Source organism: Rhodococcus sp. 06-470-2, assembly GCF_002258235.1.
Lineage (GTDB): Bacteria > Actinomycetota > Actinomycetes > Mycobacteriales > Mycobacteriaceae > Rhodococcoides.
The window spans coordinates 130,432-148,277 of sequence record NZ_NOYB01000032.1 but is presented as its reverse complement, the minus strand read 5'-3'; the positions used below and the strand labels follow the sequence as shown (position 1 = coordinate 148,277).

Sequence of the window (17,846 nt, the reverse complement as noted above, 5' to 3'; positions counted from 1 at the left end):
TTACCAATGTGTCATTTGTGACTGGAGTTTCTTTAGGGTGCGAAGTGTCGTACGGTGCCATTGGCACTGCTGGGGAAGGAGTGTCGCAGAAGGCGGTTGTCATCCGTGGGGAACTCGGGAGGCCACTGCTTCGGGTGTGACTGACGTGGTTCGCACCTGTCGTATCGCTGCGTGTTTCTTTCCTGCCCGGCGAGAGCGCTCACCGTCACCTGCGATCGGGGTGGAGGACGGAGAGCTTCCCGACGGCACGACGGTTCGACGCGAACCCGAGTGAATGCCGGACCCGAGGGAGACATTTGTGAGCCGACGTCAAGTCCGCGGAACTCACCGCCGTGCACTCGTCCGTACCCGATTCGTGCTGGTAGGCGCAGGCCTCGTTCTCGCGTTGACGGCGACCCTTCCCGGGGTTGCCGCCGCGGTACCACCGCCACCGCCCAACCCCTCGGACACCGACATCGCCGCCGCGGGCAGCGCCGTCGATTCGAGCCTCGGCCGAGTCGGCCAACTGATCGACGCGATCGCCTCGGCCAACCAGCAGCTCGCCCAACTCGACGACGAGGTCGCGTCGAAGCGCGAAGGCGTCAACAAGGCCCTGGTCGATCTGCAGAATGCGCGCGACGCGGCCGACGTGGCCGCCGCGGTCGTCGGTGCCGCACAGCAGGCTCTCGCCGACGCAGGCACCCAGATCCAGGCGGCCCAGGCCAAGTTCGACGAGTTCGCCAAATCGAGCTACACCCAGGGCTCGGGCGTCGCCTCGATGGCGTCGTTCCTGGGATCCAGCGGACCGGACGACGTCCTGGACCGCGCCCAGGTCCTGAAGATTCTCTCCAACAGTCAGAACGCAGTACTCGACGGCCTACAGCGAGCCCGTACCGAGCAGGCGAACCGCGACTCGGCAGCGCGTGAGTCCAAGCAGCAAGCCGACGCCGCTGCCTCGGAAGCCGAGGCGAAGAAGGCGGAGGCCGAGCAGGCCATCGCCGAGGCGCAGGCCGCGCTGCAGGCAGAGGCCGACCGGAAGGCCACGATCGAATCGGAGCGCGACTCGGCGCAGACCGAACTCGATGCCGCCCGCAGCAACGTCGCCGGTCTGCAGGACCAGCGAGCCGCATACGGCGACTGGGAGGCGCAGAAGGCGGCCGAGGACGCGGCCATTGCCGCCGCCACGGCCGCAGCGAAGGAAGCTGCTGTGCAGGCAGCTGCCCGAGTGTCGGCCAACCTGGCGGCGCAGCAACGCGCGGCCGCCATCGCCGAGGGCCAGCGTTCGCACGTGGACGTGGACGACGATTCGAGCGCGTCGACCGACTCGGACAGCTCGACCACGACCACGCCCACCACCCCCACCAAGCCCAAGACGCCCACCAAACCGAAGACCTCCACGACCCCGTCCGTCACCGGCAGCGCAGCTGTCGAGTTGGCGATCGACCGCGGAATGAGCCAGCTCGGTGTGCCGTACTCCTGGGGCGGCGGCGACGAGAACGGACCGACCAAGGGCATCAGGGACGGCGGAGTCGCCGACAGCTACGGCGACTACAACAAGGTCGGCTTCGATTGCTCGGGGCTGATGATCTACGCCTTCGCAGGACTGGGTATCTCGCTACCGCACTACACCGGCTACCAATACACCGCCGGTAAGCAGGTACCGTCCTCGGAGATGAAGCGCGGCGACATGATCTTCTACGGACCCAACGCCAGCCAACACGTCGCGCTCTACCTCGGCGACGGCAAGATGCTCGAAGCCCCGCAATCGGGTTCGGTGGTGAAGGTGTCCGACGTTCGCTACAGCGGAATGACGCCGTACGCAGTGCGCATGGTGTCCTGACCGCGATCCGCAGACTCCACTCCGGCTTCTCGAGTCGTTCCGCAGGCTCCACTCCGGCTTCTCGAGTCGTTCCGCAGGCTCCACTCCGGCTTCCCGAGTCGTTCCGCAGGCTCCACTCCGGCTTCCCGTCGGGGGTGCCTTTCGGCGCACACACCGATCACCTGGAATAGTTGATTGCGGCGGTACGAAACGAGCCCGACGACGATCGACTGAAAGCGGTGAATTCTTGGTGACATCACGTGACGGCCGGATTTCGAACGACGAGGGGTCGACGCGAGTCGAGTCTGCGACTCCGAATCCACCGAGTGCGGAGCCGAAGCGGGTGGACAGTCCGGCCCTGGCCGAGGACGTCCAACTTCTCGAGAAGGCCGTGTACGAGGTCAAGCGCGTGATCGTCGGTCAGGACCGACTGGTGGAGCGCATTCTGGTGGGGTTGCTCGCACGCGGACACGTGTTGCTCGAGGGCGTCCCCGGTGTCGCCAAGACCCTCGCCGTCGAGACCTTCGCACGGGTGGTGGGTGGTTCGTTCTCACGAGTTCAGTTCACTCCCGACCTGGTGCCCACCGACCTCGTCGGCACCCGGATCTACCGTCAGGGCCGTGAGGAGTTCGACACCGAACTGGGACCCGTCGTGGCCAACTTCGTGCTGGCCGACGAGATCAACCGTGCACCGGCCAAGGTTCAGTCCGCACTGCTCGAGGTCATGGCGGAGCGGCACGTGACCATCGGCGGCAAGACGTTCCCGATGCCCGACCCGTTCCTGGTGATGGCCACGCAGAACCCCATCGAGAACGAGGGTGTGTACCCCCTTCCCGAAGCTCAGCGAGACAGGTTCCTGTTCAAGATCGTCGTCGACTACCCGACGGTCGAAGAGGAACGCGAGATCGTCTACCGCATGGGCATCAAGGCCCCCGAGCCCAAGCAGATCCTCGACCCGGCCGAGTTGGTTCGGCTGCAGAATCTGGCCAGCTCGGTGTTCGTGCACCACGCGCTCGTCGACTACGTGGTGCGGGTCATCGCCGCTACCCGAACGCCCGAGCAGTTCGGGATGGACGACGTGGCGAGCTGGATCGCCTACGGTGCATCGCCACGTGCGACACTCGGCATCATCGCGGCCTCCCGCGCACTGGCTCTGCTCCGTGGTCGCGACTACGTCGTTCCTCAGGACGTTCTCGAAGTCATTCCCGACGTGCTCCGGCACCGTCTCGTGCTCTCCTACGACGCTCTGGCCGACGAGGTGACCCCCGAGACGGTCATCTCCCGGGTGCTGCAGACCGTCGGTCTACCGCAGGTGTCGCCGCAGGCGGTACCGGTGCCGCAGAGCAACGGAGGGGGTCCGGCCGGGCAGCACTTCGACGGACGTCAGCCGCAGGGGCCCTACCCGCCGCAGGGGCAGTACTCGGCACCCGGTCAGTTTCCCGGCCAGGGCCAACCGCCTGCGCCCCAGCAGCCGGGTCCCCAGCAGCCAGGGCCCCAGAGCCATCCGCAAGCCGGGCAGTACGGCCAGCCCGCACCGTCTCTGCAGAAGCCGTCCGGTGACGGATCATCGATCGGTACGCCGGGGCAGTGAGCGGACCCGACACCGCCTCCGCGGGCCGAGCCGTCGTTTCCCGGCCACCGTCGTTCCGCTCGGGTGAGCTGCGCGATCCGAAGCTGGCCGCAGCGCTGCGGACCCTGGAACTGACCGTGCGTCGACGGCTGGACGGGGTGTTGCACGGTGACCATCTCGGATTGATACCCGGTCCGGGGTCCGAGCCGGGCGATGCCAGGGAGTACCAGCCGGGTGACGACGTTCGCCAGATGGACTGGTCGGTCACCGCGCGTACGACGCATCCGCACGTGCGGCAGTCCGTCGCCGACCGCGAGCTGGAGACCTGGCTCGTGGTCGATCTGTCGGCCAGCCTGGACTTCGGCACCACCGGGTGCGAGAAGCGCGACCTCGCGGTCGCGGCCTCGGCTGCCATCACGCACCTGTCCGGCGGTGGCGGAAATCGAATCGGCGCGGTGGTGGCAACAGGTTCGGACACCAACCGCATTCCGGCACGGGGCGGCCGCGTGCACACGCAGTCGATGCTTCGCGCCATTGCCACCACTCCTGCTGCAGCCGACGGTGTGCGCGGCGACCTGCGCGCGGCCATCGAAGCGTTGCGACGCCCCGAACGACGCCGTGGAATGGCAGTGGTGATCAGCGACTTTCTCGGGCCGATCGACTGGGAGCGCTCGCTCCGGGCCATCTCCGCGCGGCACGACGTCTTGGCCGTCGAGGTCCTCGACCCACGTGATCTCGAACTGCCCGACGTCGGTGACGTCGTTCTCCACGATCCGGAATCCGGTCGTACTCGCGAATTCAGTACGACACCGCGGTTGCGGGCAGATTTCGCGCGCGCAGCCGCGGCACACCGCGACGACGTGGAGAAGGCGCTGCGGCGGTGCGGCGCACCTCGATTGACGCTCCGTACCGACGGTGACTGGATCGCCGACGTCGTACGGTTCGTGACCGCACGCAGGCACACCATCGGGGCCGGGTTCACCAACACCGCGCGGGCGCCGCGATGAGCCTGACCGATTTCGCCTCGCCGTGGTGGCTGGGCTTTCTCGTCGTCGTCGTCGCACTGACGGTCGGCTACGTCTGCGTCCAGCGGCGCAAGCAGAAGCACGTACTGCGGTTCTCCAACATGGAACTGCTCGAGTCCGTCGCACCCGATCGGCCCAATCGGCTGCGGCACCTGCCGACGGCTCTCGTTCTGGTCGGCCTGATGTTCCTCACCGTCGCGTTGGCCGGCCCCACCGCCGATCAACGCGTGCCCCGGAACCGGGCAACGGTCATGCTGGTGATCGACGTGTCACTGTCCATGGAGGCCACGGACGTCGAGCCGACTCGGTTGGCCGCCGCGCAGGAAGCAGCGAAATCCTTCGCCGACGGTCTGACACCCGGCATCAATCTCGGACTGGTCGCGTTCGCCGGTACGGCCTCGGTTCTGGTCTCGCCAACGGCCAACCGCGAGGCCACCAAGTCCGCCATCGACAAGTTGCAGCTCAGCGAGCGAACGGCCACAGGCGAGGCGATCTTCACCTCGCTCCAGTCCATCGACACTCTCGGTGCCATCCTCGGCGGCGGCGACGCGGCACCGCCTGCGCGCATCGTGCTGCTCTCGGACGGTAAGCAGACCGTCCCGCAGAACCTCGACGACCCACGCGGCGGGTACACCGCGGCGCGTGCCGCCAAGGACAAGAACGTGCCCATTTCCACGATCTCGTTCGGCACCAGCTACGGCTCGGTCGAGATCGAGGACGAGAACGGCGTCGAACGCGTCCCCGTACCGGTCGACGATCCGTCGTTGCGAGAGATCGCGAACCTGTCCGGCGGCAGCTTCTTCTCCGCGTCGTCGCTCGAGGGTCTCCGAGACGTCTACGACACCCTCGAAGAACAGATCGGGTTCGAGATCACCCGCGGCGACGCGTCGCGTCCGTGGCTGATACTCGGTGTTCTCTGCATATCGGTCGGCCTCGGTTCGGCGTTGGTGATGCGGCAACGTCTGCCGTGATCTTTGTTCTTACTCACCAGTAAGTTTCGCTTTGTCATTCCAGGACGAACAGATAGGTTGCTAGGCATGTCCACACCTGACTTCATCGCGCGATCGGTACTCGTCACCGGAGGTAACCGAGGTATCGGTCTCGCCATTGCCCAGCGGCTCCTAGCCGACGGACACAAGGTGGCCGTCACCCACCGCGGCTCCGGCGCCCCCGACGGGCTGTTGGGAGTCGTCTGCGACGTCACCGACTCCGCCTCGGTGGACGCGGCCTTCAAGGAGGTCGAGGAGAAGCAGGGTCCGGTCGAGGTGCTCGTGGCCAACGCCGGAATCACCGACGACACGTTGCTGATGCGCATGACCGAGGAGCAGTTCCAGCGCGTGATCGACGCGAACCTGACCGGGGCCTTTCGGGTCGCCAAGCGCGCCAACCGTGCCATGCTGCGCGCGCGTTGGGGCCGGATGATCTTCCTGAGTTCGGTCGTGGCCATGGCCGGCGGACCGGGGCAGATCAACTATGCCGCCTCGAAAGCCGGTGTCATCGGCATGGCGAGGTCGATCACTCGTGAGCTCGGATCACGCTCGATCACCGCGAACGTGGTGTCCCCGGGATTCATCGAAACCGACATGACCGCAGAACTCTCCGACGAATTACGCGGCAAGGCCAAGGAATTCATCCCGCTTCAGCGTCTGGGGCAGCCCGAGGACGTCGCGGCGGTCGTGAGCTTCCTGGCCGGCCCCGACTCCTCCTACGTGTCCGGTGCCGTCATCCCCGTCGACGGCGGCATGGGCATGGGTCACTGAGAGCCGTTCTTGCACAGTATTTTTCAGTTCGACGTCATCGATTTCATCTTCGAAAGCTAAGGAACACAGCACTATGGGCGGATTGCTCGAAGGCAAGACCATTCTCGTCACCGGCATCATCACCGATGCCTCGATCGCGTTCCACGCCGCGGCCATGGCGCAGGAGCAGGGTGCCAAGGTGATCATCACCGGGTTCGATCGGCTCCGGCTCATCGACCGCATCGCACAGCGTCTACCCAAGGAGGTGCCGCCGGCGATCGAGCTCGACGCCACCAACGAGGAGCACCTGGCGGCGTTGGCCGACCGCGTTCGCGAGGTCGCGCCCGAAGGTATCGACGGGGTTCTGCACTCGATCGCATTCGCGCCCCGCACCCTGATGGGCCCCGACGCCAAGCCGTTCCTCGACGGCCCCGGCCCCGACGCCGCGAAGGCATTCGAGATCTCGGCGTGGAGCTACGCATCGCTTGCGCGTGCAGTTCTGCCGGTCATGAACGAGGGTGGCTCCATCGTCGGAATGGACTTCGATCCTCGTACGTCGATGCCGTACTACAACTGGATGGGCGTGGCCAAGGCTGCTCTCGAATCGGTCAACCGCTACGTGGCCCGGGAAGTGGGCGCCGCCAAGCGCATTCGCTCCAACCTCGTCGCTGCCGGCCCCATCAAGACCCTCGCCGCCAAGGCCATCGCGGGTACGGCCACGGACGACGCGGCAAAGATGAACCAGCTCAACGTCTACTGGGACGGTGCTGCCCCGATCGGTTGGGATGTCAACGACCCCACCGTCGTCGCCAAGTCCATTGTCGCGTTGCTCTCGGATTGGCTGCCCGGCACCACTGGATCCATCGTGTACGTCGACGGCGGAGCCAGCCACAACACGTACCTGCCCGAGAACATGTGATGCCGCGGTGGGCGCACCCGCACGTGCGCCCGCCGAGAGGTTTGGTTCGCCGATCGGACCCCCGCAGGGGCCGGTCGGCGACGGGGGCACAATGGAAAACATGACCACCCCTGGAGACTTCGACGCATTGTTGGTGCTCTCGTTCGGCGGGCCGGAACAGCCCGCCGACGTACGCCCGTTCCTGGAGAACGTCACTCGCGGTCGTGGAGTGCCGCCCGAGCGGCTCGACGCCGTCGTCGAGCACTACATGCACTTCGGCGGAGTCTCGCCGATCAACCGACTCAACAGAGACATCATCGAGGCGCTCCGCAGCGAATTCGATTCCGCCGGAGTCGATCTGCCGATCTATTTCGGAAACCGCAACTGGCATCCGATGATCGAGGACACCGTCGCGACCATGAAGTCGGACGGAATCAGGAACGCGCTCGTTTTCCCGACCTCCGCGTGGGGCGGATACTCCGGATGCAGGCAGTACCACGAGGACATCGCCCGGGCCCGCGCCGCCGTCGGTGACGATGCACCGCATCTGCTCAAGATCCGGCAGTACTACGACCACCCGCTGATGGTCGACGCGTTCGGCGACGCCGTCGCATCGGCGCGAGCCTCACTGCCCGAGCAGCACCGCGCCGGTGCACGTCTGGTGTTCACCGCACACTCCATCCCCTCGGCCGCCGACGCCAATGCGGGCCCGCCCCAGGACGGCGGTCACCTCTACAGCCGTCAGGTGGCCGAGGCATCGAGGCTCGTCGCAGCCGCGTCGGGCGTCGACGATTACGACCTGGTGTGGCAATCCCGCTCCGGCCCTCCGCAGGTGCCGTGGCTCGACCCCGACATCTGTGATCACCTCGAAGCGCTGTCGGAGAAGTCCGTCGACGCCGTCATCGTGTGTCCGATCGGATTCGTGTCCGACCACCTCGAGGTCGTGTGGGATCTGGACACCGAAGCGGAGGAGAAAGCCCGTGAACTGGGAATGGCCTTCGCCCGTGCAGGTACTCCCGGATCCGATGCGCGTTTTCCGCAGATGATTCGCGAGCTCGTGGACGAATACCGAGTCGGTGGACGGTGCCGCGGCCTCGGCAGTGTGCCCGGCTACGGTTCGACGCTGGACGGCAGTCGCTGCGCCGTCGGCTGTTGTGAGCAGCCCACCCGGCCCGCCAGGCCCGCAGCCACGTCGTGAACGCGTCCGCCCGGCACCTGCGTCCGACGGGGTGTCAGGCGGAGTGCATCGCCGCTTCGATGCTCGTCGCGACCGCAATGGTGCGCGCGGTGCGCACCGCAGCCCACAGCGGTCGAACGAGTTCTTCACGGGCCGCGGCTGCCGACGCGGTCGGTGCCTCCGACGGAGCCGATCCCGCCGCGACCGTCAGAATGGCGGCGACCCGATCTGCCGATTCGAGGACGCGGAACGCTCTGTCGGACATCTCTGCCGGGTAGCGATGCCGTGCCGCGTCGGCGATCAGTGCGGCGATACGGGTGCGCGGATCGGTGTCGAGGGTGCGGGTGGGTAGCGACTGCATCTGCGCGAGAGCGTCCGCTGCGCCGCGCACGGCCTCACGCATTTCGTACTCGGCCTCACCCAACCCCTGATCTCGATGACGGTGCTCGGGGACGACGATCGAGTACACGGTCCAGCGCAACACATCCGGTCCCTCCACGACGGGCACCACACCGATGCCGGCGTTGCCCGAGGTCCCGACGATCACGGCCTGCCCCGCGTTCAGGGCGGCACGCGAGAAATCCGTGTTCGCGGGCAGTCCAGTCACTGCGCCGGGGGCAGGCAGAACGAGTTTGACTCGATCGTCGCCGGCCTCGGGAGTCGACGCTGTTGCAGCCGCCCTGATCGCGTGCAGCAGGCCCGCGATTCCATCGGCGTAGCCGGGATGCTCGAGCCCGAAATTCACTGCCGCGTCGGCATCGCCTGCACCCACCAGATGCATCGGTGCCCACTCGTACATGGCGTCGATGACGTCGTCGGGCGAGCTGGCACCGGCCAGCCAGGAACCGGCCCACAGGGCGAGACTTGCGCTTGAGGAACACACGACTCACGAGCATAGGTCGGCGTGGCGAACCGTGCTCGGGACGCCGGTGTCGCTAGCGTTGGTCGCCGTGAACGACATGTACGGCGGAGACATTCTCAGAGGGCACAGTCGCATGCGCAAGGTTCCGGCACCGGAGGTGTCGGCCGAGCGCGGATTGGTCGTCGAAGATGCAGGCACCGGGTACTGCGGTGCCGTGGTCGGCTTCGAGCGCACCTACGACGGAGATTTCGTCCGGCTCGAGGACGGTGCCCGCACGACGCGGCTGTTCGCCCTGCGCGAGGCGGCGTTCCTGATCGACGGACGTCGGGTCACCCTGGTTCGGCCCAAGCCTGCGGCGGCTGCGGCGGCACCGACGCGCTCCGCATCCGGTTCGACCAAGGTCGAGGGCCTGCGCGCGCGCACCGCCCGCGCCAGTCGCATCTGGGTCGAGGGCGTGCACGACGCGGCCCTGGTGGAAAGTGTGTGGGGACACGATCTTCGGGTGGAGGGCGTGGTCGTCGAGCATCTGGAAGGTCTGGACAATCTGGGGGAGCGGTTGGCGGAATTCGGTCCCGGACCGGGCCGCCGTGTGGGAGTTCTGGTGGACCACTTGGTGACCGGTTCCAAGGAGTCGAAGTTGACGAGGTCGCTGGGCGAACACGTTCTCGTCACCGGTCATCCGTTCATCGACGTCTGGGAGGCGGTCAAGCCCGCTGCTGTCGGCATCGACGCTTGGCCGAAGATCCCGCGGGGTGAGGATTGGAAAACCGGAATCTGTCGAGAGTTGGGGTGGGGCAGTCCGCGGGAGGGGTGGCGTCGGGTGTATTCGTCGGTGTCGAGCTTCCGTGATCTCGAAGCACCGTTGATCGGAGCCGTCGAGCAATTGGTCGACTTCGTCACCGAGTAGGGCTGTGTCCAGCAACGCACCGGCAATTGTCCGATTCGTGCTTGGATGGAGGCTGTGGCAGCGATCATTTGGCTCATAGCGGCAGTGGTTCTCGCCGGTGCCGAGGCACTGACGGGCGACTTCTTTCTTCTCATGATCGCCGGCGGCGCGCTCGGCACCGCAGGCGTATCGGCTCTGACCGACTTCCCGGTGTGGGCCGATGCGATCGTCTTCGGCGTCCTGTCGCTGGCATTGGTGCTCGGTCTGAGACCGATACTGTTGCGTCGCTTCGCGACTCCGCCCGAAACCCCGATGGGGATGGCTGCGCTCACCGGCAAGAGTGCGATCGTTCTCGAGCAGGTCACTGCCCACGAAGGCCAGATCAAGCTCGGTGGGGAGGTGTGGACCGCTCGTCCACTCGACGAGACCGAGGTCTATGCCCCGGGTACCACCGTGACCGTGATGGAGATAGACGGCGCAACCGCCGTCGTATGGAAGGGACCGTAGCCACGTGGAAGCACTCATCGCACTGGCTGTCATCGTCGCATTCGTCGCGGTGTTGATGGCCAAGTCCATCTCGATCGTCCCGCAGGCCGAGGCCGCCGTGATCGAGCGGCTCGGCCGCTACACGCGCACCGTGTCCGGTCAGCTCACGTTTCTCGTGCCGTTCGTCGACCGTATTCGTGCCAAGGTCGACCTGCGTGAGCGAGTCGTGTCGTTTCCGCCGCAGCCGGTGATCACCAAGGACAACCTGACCGTGTCCATCGACACCGTCGTCTACTTCCAGGTCACCAACCCGCAATCGGCCGTGTACGAGATCAACAACTACATCGTCGGTGTCGAGCAGTTGACCACCACCACTCTGCGCAACGTCGTCGGTGGAATGACGCTGGAGGAAACTCTCACCTCGCGTGATTCGATCAACGGGCAGCTGCGGGTCGTACTGGACGAGGCCACCGGCCGTTGGGGCCTGCGCGTGGCCCGAGTCGAGCTCAAGAGCATCGACCCGCCGCCCTCGATCCAGGAGTCGATGGAGAAGCAGATGAAGGCCGATCGCGAGAAGCGAGCGACCATCCTCACCGCCGAAGGCCATCGCGAATCGGCGATCAAGACGGCCGAGGGAGACAAGCAGAGCCGGATTCTCGCGGCCGAGGGCGGCAAGCAGGCAGCCATCCTCACCGCCGAGGGCGAGCGCCAGTCCCGCATCCTGCGGGCGCAGGGTGACCGCGCCGCGAAGTACCTCGAAGCTCAGGGTCAGGCCAAGGCGATCGAGAAGGTGTTCGGCGCCATCAAGGCAGGCAAGCCGACGCCCGAGTTGCTCGCGTACCAGTACATGCAGACGCTGCCGCAGATGGCTCAGGGCGATGCGAACAAGGTGTGGATGATCCCGAGCGATTTCGGTGACGCTCTCAAGGGGTTCGCCAAGACACTCGGTGCGCCCGGCGAAGACGGTGTGTTCCGGTACGAGCCCAACGAGTCGGCCGGCAACGAGCCCAAGCCGGAGGACGATTCGGACGAGGTTGCCGAATGGTTCGAGACCAAGACCGATCCGGCGGTCGCCGAGGCGGTCAAGGCTGCAGAAGCGGTGGCGCGCAAGCCGGTCGACACGTCGCTGGCGTCCGCGCCCGAGCTGTCGAAGGGGTTCGACGTCGGTGCCCTGGCGGCGTCCCCGGAGGCGGAGCCGGAACAGCGTTGAGGGACGGCCCCGATCAGCTGATCAGGGCCGTGCCGACCCCGGCAGCGGCCAGAGCCCACAGGACGCTGGCGAAGGTGCCGATGATGAACTGTTCGGAGGCATGGGATTCGCGCAGTTCTGGATAGCGCGCGAGTCCCTTGACTGCCAGCACGATCGCGATGCCCTCCGGCCATCCGGCGAGAATCGACACGGCGACGGCCACGCGTTCGAGGACGCCTATGGTCAGTCCACCACGCAGCGGCTCGACCGGATCGTCTCCGGTCGAGTCGCTGCGTCGTCGTGCGATGCGAAACACGGTGGGTACCGCCGCCGTTCCACCCAGGGCTGCTGCGACGACGCTCAGGACGACTCCGACGGCATGGCCGAGACCGTAGGCCGGTCCGGCCACCGTGGCCAGGACTGCCGCTGCCACGAGAAGACTCGACGCGGCGACGGTGGGCAGCCATCGGCGAATCCCGGTGCCGGTGGGGACGATGGCGGCAATTGCGGTCAGTGCCAGTAGCACCAGGGTGGCAACGATCATGGCCTGTGGTTTCCCGTCGTGTTCGCGGTGTCGAGCAGTCGAGTCGCCAGGGTGCGACCTGCGTTCTCGACGTGCCAGCCGGCTACCGAGAGTCGTTGCGACATGGCTTGTTTGCTGATCTTCAACCGTTCGGCCGCCTCGGTTTGCGAGAACCCGCGGGCCATGAGTTCCACCGCTTCTCGCCCCTGGTCCGATCGTCTGATCACGAGCAGCGCAACCAGGGTCGATGCCGTCTCCGCGTCCTCGGCGGCAGCGTCGTCGGGACCGCTGACGGCGAGCGCAGCCGGGGCGTTCTTGGCTCGGGTCACGGCGTCTCTGGCTGCTTCGAATGCCGGTCCGCGTCCGGCGCGTGTCGTCTCGGGTAGCGGGAGTTCGACGGATCCGATGCCGATGCCGACGCTCCAGTGCGGGGTGGCGACCAGTTCGAGAGCGATCGAGACGACGGTAGCGGCGTCCTCGCAGACGGCTTGCACTTCGTCTCCTGCGGTGCGCTCGAAGGGCCGGATCAGTTCGTGGTCGCGATAGCGTTCGAGCAGTTCGGGCACGCGATCGATATCGCATCTACTGCGGCGTTGGTCCACGGTCAGCACGAACATCGGACAAGGCTAGATCGTTGATGTGGTCCAGTCAAGCTTCAAGGCTTGATTCGTCGGAATCAAGGTTCCCGGCCTGTCGACCGCCCGCAGGCGCCGGCACGGATCGCGAACCTCGCGAGAGCCGCCAATCCACCACCAGCCCACTCAGACCGATCGCGATACAGACCGCAGACAACACCAGCAGCGCCGGATGTGTCTCGCCTCCGATCGCTCCGCCGATCACGACGATTCCGAGCGTGCCCGGCAGCATCCCGACGGCCGTCGCCAGGGCGAACGGGACGAGCCGAACCGCCGACACCCCACACGCGTAGTTCACCAACGAGAACGGCACCGGCGCGATCAGGCGCAGGGAGCCGACGGCCAGCCATCCTCGTCGACGCAGACTCTCGTCCACCGAATCGAGAGCCGAGTGCGACATCCGCGCTGCCACGGCGTCGCGACCGATGGCACGGACCAACAGCAGCGCCAGCATCGCACTGACGGTCGACGCGCCGATGGTGACCGCCAGACCGGTCAGGGGCCCGAACAACACTCCTGCACTGAGCGTGAACAGCGTTCTCGGGACAGGCGCAACGGTCACGATCGCGTGCACACCGAAGAACACGAGCGGGAATGCCGGACCGACGGACGCACCCCAATCACGAATCTGTTCGACACTCGGATGGGGTGCGAACACCGCTACCAGAGCGAAAACGGCAATCACCGCCAGCAGCGCGATCAGTCGAACGTCACGCAGGTGCCGGGTCACGAGAGGCCAGCGTACCGGCGTGAGACGACACCTCGTCGCCTCCCGAGTCCGAGAGCCGCGCTGCACGATCGAACGTGAGGTGATCCTCACGATAATGTGCAACTCGGTGGGGTTAGCATCACTTCACGTCGGGCGAAGGACTACCCGGCCGAACCGAGGGAGCAGCACACGTGTCCATCGCGTCGCACGAAGATGCCGCACGCAGCGCTCATGCGGCCTGGCAGAAGGCAGTGGCAGGTGTCCTGGCCAAATCGCGTCGGGTCGAGGTGTCCGATCTGCCGGCCGATGCCGAACACCTACTCGATTCCACGACGTACGACGGGATCACCGTGTCCCCGTTGTACACCGCCTTCGACGAACGACCGGAAGGTCCGCTGCCCGGGCAGTTCCCCTACCTGCGGGGACGCGACCCCCACCGCGACGTCAACGCGGGCTGGAAGGTGTGCACCCGCCACGGCTCGGTCCGGGGCGACGGTGCCGACGACGCGGCGACTGCGAACACCCAGATTCTCGATTCGCTCTCCAACGGCACCAGCGCCCTGTGGTTGACGGTCGGCAACGGTGGCGTCGACCCGACCGCTCTGCCGGAGGTTCTGCGTGGGGTGTTTCTCGAGCTCGCACCGCTGACGATCGATGCGCGCGGGGACGTGTCCGCAGCGGCAGCGGCGGTGTTCGAGGTGCTCGACTCCGCCGATATCGACGAGCGCGCCGCAGTCGACATCCGGCTGGGCGTGTCCACTCTCACTGCCGGGTTGAGCGGAACCGAGTCGATCGAGATGACCGAGGCGCTCGAGCTGGCTCGCAAGTCGATCGGTCGTGCCGAGACGATTCGTGCGATCACGGTCGACGGCACCGTGTTCCACAATCTCGGTGGCAGCGACGCACAGGAGCTCGGTGCGGCGATCGCCGCAGGACTCGAGTACCTCCGGTCCATGACCGATGCCGGTATCGGCATCGCCGATGCCCTGCGACAGATCGAGTTCCGGTTCTCCGCCACCGACGACCAGTTCCAGACCATCGCCAAGTTCCGGGCCGCTCGCACGCTGTGGGCGCGCATCGCGCAGGTGTGCGGAGCCCCCGACGCCGGTGACGCTCCTCAGCATGCGGTGACCTCGGAAGCGATGATGTCGCAGCGGGATCCGTGGGTGAACATGCTGCGGACCACGCTGGCGTCGTTCGGAGCGGGAGTGGGCGGTGCCGATTCGGTGACCGTGCTCCCGTTCGATGCGGCACTCGCCGGCGGCGCAGCCGGGGTGTCGAAGACGTTCGCGGCCCGTATCGCCCGAAACACCCAGCTGCTGCTGCTCGAAGAAGCGCATCTCGGACGGGTCCTGGATCCCGGTGCCGGGTCCTGGTACATCGAGGAGCTGACGGCAGCGGTCGCGGCGAAGGCCTGGGAGTTCTTCCAGACCATCGAAACGTCCGGAGGTTTCCGCGCCGCCGTCGACGACGGTTCGCTGATGACTGCGATCGAGAAGACCCGCGCCGAACGCGATTCCGACATCGCTCACCGAGTCACCCCGCTGACGGGCGTCAACGAATTTCCCAACCTGGCCGAGGCTCCGCTCGATCCCCAACGAACCGCGCCGCAGGGCTCGACAACGGTGTATCGGTACGGCCGGGCATTCGAGTCGCTGCGAGACCGGTCGGATGCCTATCTGGCCGAGCACGATTCGCGCCCGACGGTGCTCCTGGTGCCGCTGGGCAGCGTCGCCGAACACAATGTCCGAACGACGTTCGCGTCGAACCTGCTGGCGTCGGGCGGAATCGAGGCCGTCGATCCCGGCCCCCTGACCGTCGACGGAATCGCCGGATCGGTAGAGACGTCCGGAGCTCGGATAGCGGTGGTGTGCGGAACCGACAAGCGGTACGCCGACGAGGCCGCCACTGCCGTGGATGCATTGCGGGCCGCAGGCGTCACCCAGGTGCTGCTTGCCGGCCCCGAGAAGATCTTCACCGGCACCGAGGGCACCTCGCGTCCCGACGGATTTCTGACCGCGAAGATCGACGCCGTGGCAGTGCTGACCGAACTTCTCGACACCCTGGGAGCCTCGAAGTGACGACCGACGAGAACCGAATCTCGCACACCATCGGCAGTTTCGCCGACGTGCCACTGGTCGACCCCGACGAGCCGACGCCGACGCCGCCGTCGGCCCAGGACGTCGACGCCCATGTACGGCAGGGCGCGAAGGCCAACTTCTACACGCCCGAGCAGGTGGTGTGGTCCACCCCCGAGGGCATCGACGTCAAGCCGGTGTTCACCGAGGCAGACCGTGCAGCCGCCGAGGCCGAGGGCTACCCGCTGCACAGCTACCCGGGTGCTCCGCCGTTTCTCCGCGGGCCGTACCCGACGATGTACGTCAACCAGCCGTGGACCATCCGCCAGTACGCAGGTTTCTCCACGGCGGCGGAGTCCAACGCGTTCTACCGCCGTAACCTGGCGGCCGGCCAGAAGGGTCTGTCGGTCGCGTTCGACCTGGCCACCCACCGCGGCTACGACTCCGATCACCCCCGAGTGCAAGGTGACGTCGGAATGGCAGGCGTCGCCATCGATTCCATCTACGACATGCGGCAACTGTTCGACGGCATCGACCTCGGTAGCGTGTCGGTCTCGATGACCATGAACGGCGCTGTGCTGCCGATCCTGGCGCTGTACGTCGCGGCCGCCGAGGAGCAGGGCGTCGGGCCGGAGAAACTCGCCGGCACCATCCAGAACGACATTCTCAAAGAGTTCATGGTGCGCAACACCTACATCTATCCGCCGAAACCGTCGATGCGCATCATCTCGGACATCTTCGCGTACACCAGCGAGAAGATGCCCAAGTACAACTCGATCTCCATCTCCGGCTACCACATCCAAGAAGCCGGAGCCACAGCCGATCTCGAACTCGCCTACACCCTCGCGGACGGTGTTGAGTACATCCGGGCCGGTCTGGATGCAGGCATGGACATAGATACCTTCGCACCGCGACTGTCGTTCTTCTGGGCCATCGGAATGAACTTCTTCATGGAGGTCGCCAAGCTGCGTGCCGGGCGTCTGCTGTGGGCCGAGCTCGTGCAGCAGTTCGAGCCCAAGAGCGCCAAATCCCGTTCGCTGCGCACTCATTCGCAGACGTCGGGCTGGTCGTTGACGGCACAGGACGTGTTCAACAACGTTGCCCGCACCTGTGTGGAGGCGATGGCGGCCACCCAGGGGCACACCCAGTCGCTGCACACCAACGCCCTCGACGAGGCACTCGCCCTGCCGACGGACTTCTCGGCGCGCATCGCCCGCAACACCCAGCTGCTCATCGCGCAGGAGTCCAACACCGTGCGCCCGATCGATCCGTGGGGCGGCTCGCATTACGTCGAATGGCTCACCCACCAGCTCGCGAATCGGGCTCGGGCACACATCGCCGAGGTCGAGGAAGCAGGCGGCATGGCTCAGGCCATCGGCGAGGGCATCCCCAAGTTGCGCATCGAGGAGGCTGCGGCCCGCACCCAGGCGCGGATCGACTCCGGCCGTCAACCCCTGGTTGGCGTCAACAAGTACGTTCCCGACGAGCCCGACACCATCGAGGTGCTCAAGGTCGAGAACTCCAAGGTTCGGCGCGAGCAGATAGAGAAGCTCGAGCGGCTGCGGGCCGAACGGGACACCGCCGAGGTCGAGGCAGCCCTGGCGAACCTGACCAGAGCGGCGGCCTCGGACCAGCCGGGGATGGAGAACAACCTGCTGGCTCTCGCCATCGACGCGGCACGCAAGATGGCCACCGTCGGCGAGATCTCCGATGCACTGGAGAAGGTCTACGGGCGCCATCAGGCCGAAATCCGGACAATCAGTGGTGTGTACCGCGACGAGGCAGGCAAATCCGAGAACATCACCCGCGCCACCGCGCTGGTCGAGCAGTTCGCCGAGGACGAGGGCCGTCGGCCTCGCGTCCTGGTGTGCAAGATGGGTCAGGACGGACACGATCGAGGTCAGAAGGTGATTGCCACGGCGTTCGCGGACATCGGCTTCGACGTCGACGTCGGCCCGCTGTTCCAGACCCCCGAGGAGGTGGCCCGGCAGGCCGCCGACAACGACGTGCACGTCGTCGGGGTGTCGTCGCTGGCCGCAGGCCATCTGACGCTGGTGCCCGCCTTGCGACAGGCCTTGGCCGAAGTCGGCCGTGAGGACATCATGATCGTCGTCGGTGGCGTCATCCCGCCCGGTGATTTCGACGAGCTCTACGCGGCGGGCGCTGCGGCGATCTTCCCTCCGGGCACCGTCATCGCCGACGCGGCGATCGGGCTGGTGGAGAAGCTGTCCGTTGCGCTGGGGCACGCACCACGCGAGGCCAACGCCTGAG

The 17,846-nt window shown here is 66.5% G+C and carries 16 protein-coding genes; 12 read left to right on the top strand and 4 right to left on the bottom strand.

Going from position 1 to position 17,846, the window contains the following annotated elements:
* The first annotated feature begins 298 nt into the window (after positions 1-298).
* From CH276_RS16300 to CH276_RS16270, 7 genes are all read left to right on the top strand, one after another.
* Positions 299-1,819 (top strand): NlpC/P60 family protein, encoded by a 1,521-nt coding sequence (locus tag CH276_RS16300; RefSeq protein WP_094648012.1) that lies wholly within the window; start codon positions 299-301, stop codon positions 1,817-1,819.
* A gap of 322 nt (positions 1,820-2,141) precedes the next feature.
* Positions 2,142-3,389, top strand: a complete 1,248-nt coding sequence (locus CH276_RS16295) for an AAA family ATPase (RefSeq protein WP_094630098.1) — start codon at positions 2,142-2,144, stop codon at positions 3,387-3,389.
* Entirely contained in the window at positions 3,386-4,375 is a 990-nt protein-coding gene (locus CH276_RS16290) for a DUF58 domain-containing protein (RefSeq protein ID WP_032398034.1), read from the top strand. The genes CH276_RS16295 and CH276_RS16290 overlap by 4 nt, the downstream gene beginning before the upstream one ends.
* The gene (locus tag CH276_RS16285; RefSeq protein WP_094630007.1) at positions 4,372-5,364 is read left to right on the top strand and encodes a VWA domain-containing protein; all 993 of its coding nucleotides are present in this window, start codon (positions 4,372-4,374) and stop codon (positions 5,362-5,364) included. Before CH276_RS16290 ends, CH276_RS16285 begins: the two co-directional genes overlap by 4 nt.
* Before the next feature lie 66 nt (positions 5,365-5,430).
* On the top strand, positions 5,431-6,153 hold the full coding sequence (fabG1, locus tag CH276_RS16280) for a 3-oxoacyl-ACP reductase FabG1 (protein ID WP_094630006.1): 723 nt from the start codon (positions 5,431-5,433) through the stop codon (positions 6,151-6,153).
* A 73-nt stretch (positions 6,154-6,226) separates the two neighbouring features.
* The gene (inhA, locus tag CH276_RS16275) at positions 6,227-7,051 is read left to right on the top strand and encodes an NADH-dependent enoyl-ACP reductase InhA (protein WP_032398037.1); all 825 of its coding nucleotides are present in this window, start codon (positions 6,227-6,229) and stop codon (positions 7,049-7,051) included.
* Between the two features lie 100 nt (positions 7,052-7,151).
* Complete coding sequence (locus CH276_RS16270; RefSeq protein ID WP_094630097.1) at positions 7,152-8,228, top strand: ferrochelatase; 1,077 nt, start codon at positions 7,152-7,154, stop codon at positions 8,226-8,228.
* Between the two features lie 34 nt (positions 8,229-8,262).
* On the opposite strand, the gene CH276_RS16265 is transcribed toward CH276_RS16270, so the two are convergent.
* Entirely contained in the window at positions 8,263-9,090 is an 828-nt protein-coding gene (locus tag CH276_RS16265; RefSeq protein ID WP_176459281.1) for a hypothetical protein, read from the bottom strand.
* Positions 9,091-9,166: 76 nt separating this feature from the next.
* Here CH276_RS16265 and CH276_RS16260 point away from each other — a divergent pair, with 76 nt between their 5' ends.
* Genes CH276_RS16260 through CH276_RS16250 form a run of 3 tightly spaced genes read left to right on the top strand, consistent with a single transcriptional unit; the run spans position 9,167 to position 11,651 of the window.
* Positions 9,167-9,976, top strand: coding sequence for a DUF3097 domain-containing protein (locus CH276_RS16260; RefSeq protein WP_032398456.1), 810 nt, complete (start codon positions 9,167-9,169; stop codon positions 9,974-9,976).
* 54 nt (positions 9,977-10,030) lie between these two features.
* The gene (locus CH276_RS16255; RefSeq protein WP_032398457.1) at positions 10,031-10,462 is read left to right on the top strand and encodes an NfeD family protein; all 432 of its coding nucleotides are present in this window, start codon (positions 10,031-10,033) and stop codon (positions 10,460-10,462) included.
* Positions 10,463-10,466: 4 nt separating this feature from the next.
* Complete coding sequence (locus CH276_RS16250) at positions 10,467-11,651, top strand: SPFH domain-containing protein (RefSeq protein WP_032398040.1); 1,185 nt, start codon at positions 10,467-10,469, stop codon at positions 11,649-11,651.
* A gap of 13 nt (positions 11,652-11,664) precedes the next feature.
* On the opposite strand, the gene CH276_RS16245 is transcribed toward CH276_RS16250, so the two are convergent.
* Genes CH276_RS16245 through CH276_RS16235 form a run of 3 tightly spaced genes read right to left on the bottom strand, consistent with a single transcriptional unit; the run spans position 11,665 to position 13,518 of the window.
* The gene (locus tag CH276_RS16245) at positions 11,665-12,174 is read right to left on the bottom strand and encodes a hypothetical protein (protein ID WP_032398041.1); all 510 of its coding nucleotides are present in this window, start codon (positions 12,172-12,174) and stop codon (positions 11,665-11,667) included.
* Positions 12,171-12,770 (bottom strand): hypothetical protein, encoded by a 600-nt coding sequence (locus CH276_RS16240; protein WP_094630004.1) that lies wholly within the window; start codon positions 12,768-12,770, stop codon positions 12,171-12,173. Before CH276_RS16240 ends, CH276_RS16245 begins: the two co-directional genes overlap by 4 nt.
* Before the next feature lie 31 nt (positions 12,771-12,801).
* Positions 12,802-13,518: a TVP38/TMEM64 family protein gene (locus CH276_RS16235; protein WP_045195246.1), complete on the bottom strand. Its 717-nt coding sequence runs from the start codon at positions 13,516-13,518 to the stop codon at positions 12,802-12,804.
* A 170-nt stretch (positions 13,519-13,688) separates the two neighbouring features.
* Between CH276_RS16235 and mutA the strand changes: the two genes are divergently transcribed.
* Positions 13,689-15,578, top strand: coding sequence for a methylmalonyl-CoA mutase small subunit (gene mutA, locus CH276_RS16230; protein ID WP_094630003.1), 1,890 nt, complete (start codon positions 13,689-13,691; stop codon positions 15,576-15,578).
* Positions 15,575-17,845 carry a methylmalonyl-CoA mutase gene (gene scpA / locus CH276_RS16225; RefSeq protein ID WP_094630002.1) on the top strand — a complete coding sequence of 757 codons (2,271 nt, stop codon included), beginning with the start codon at positions 15,575-15,577 and terminating at the stop codon, positions 17,843-17,845. Before mutA ends, scpA begins: the two co-directional genes overlap by 4 nt.
* The last annotated feature ends 1 nt before the right edge of the window (position 17,846 follow it).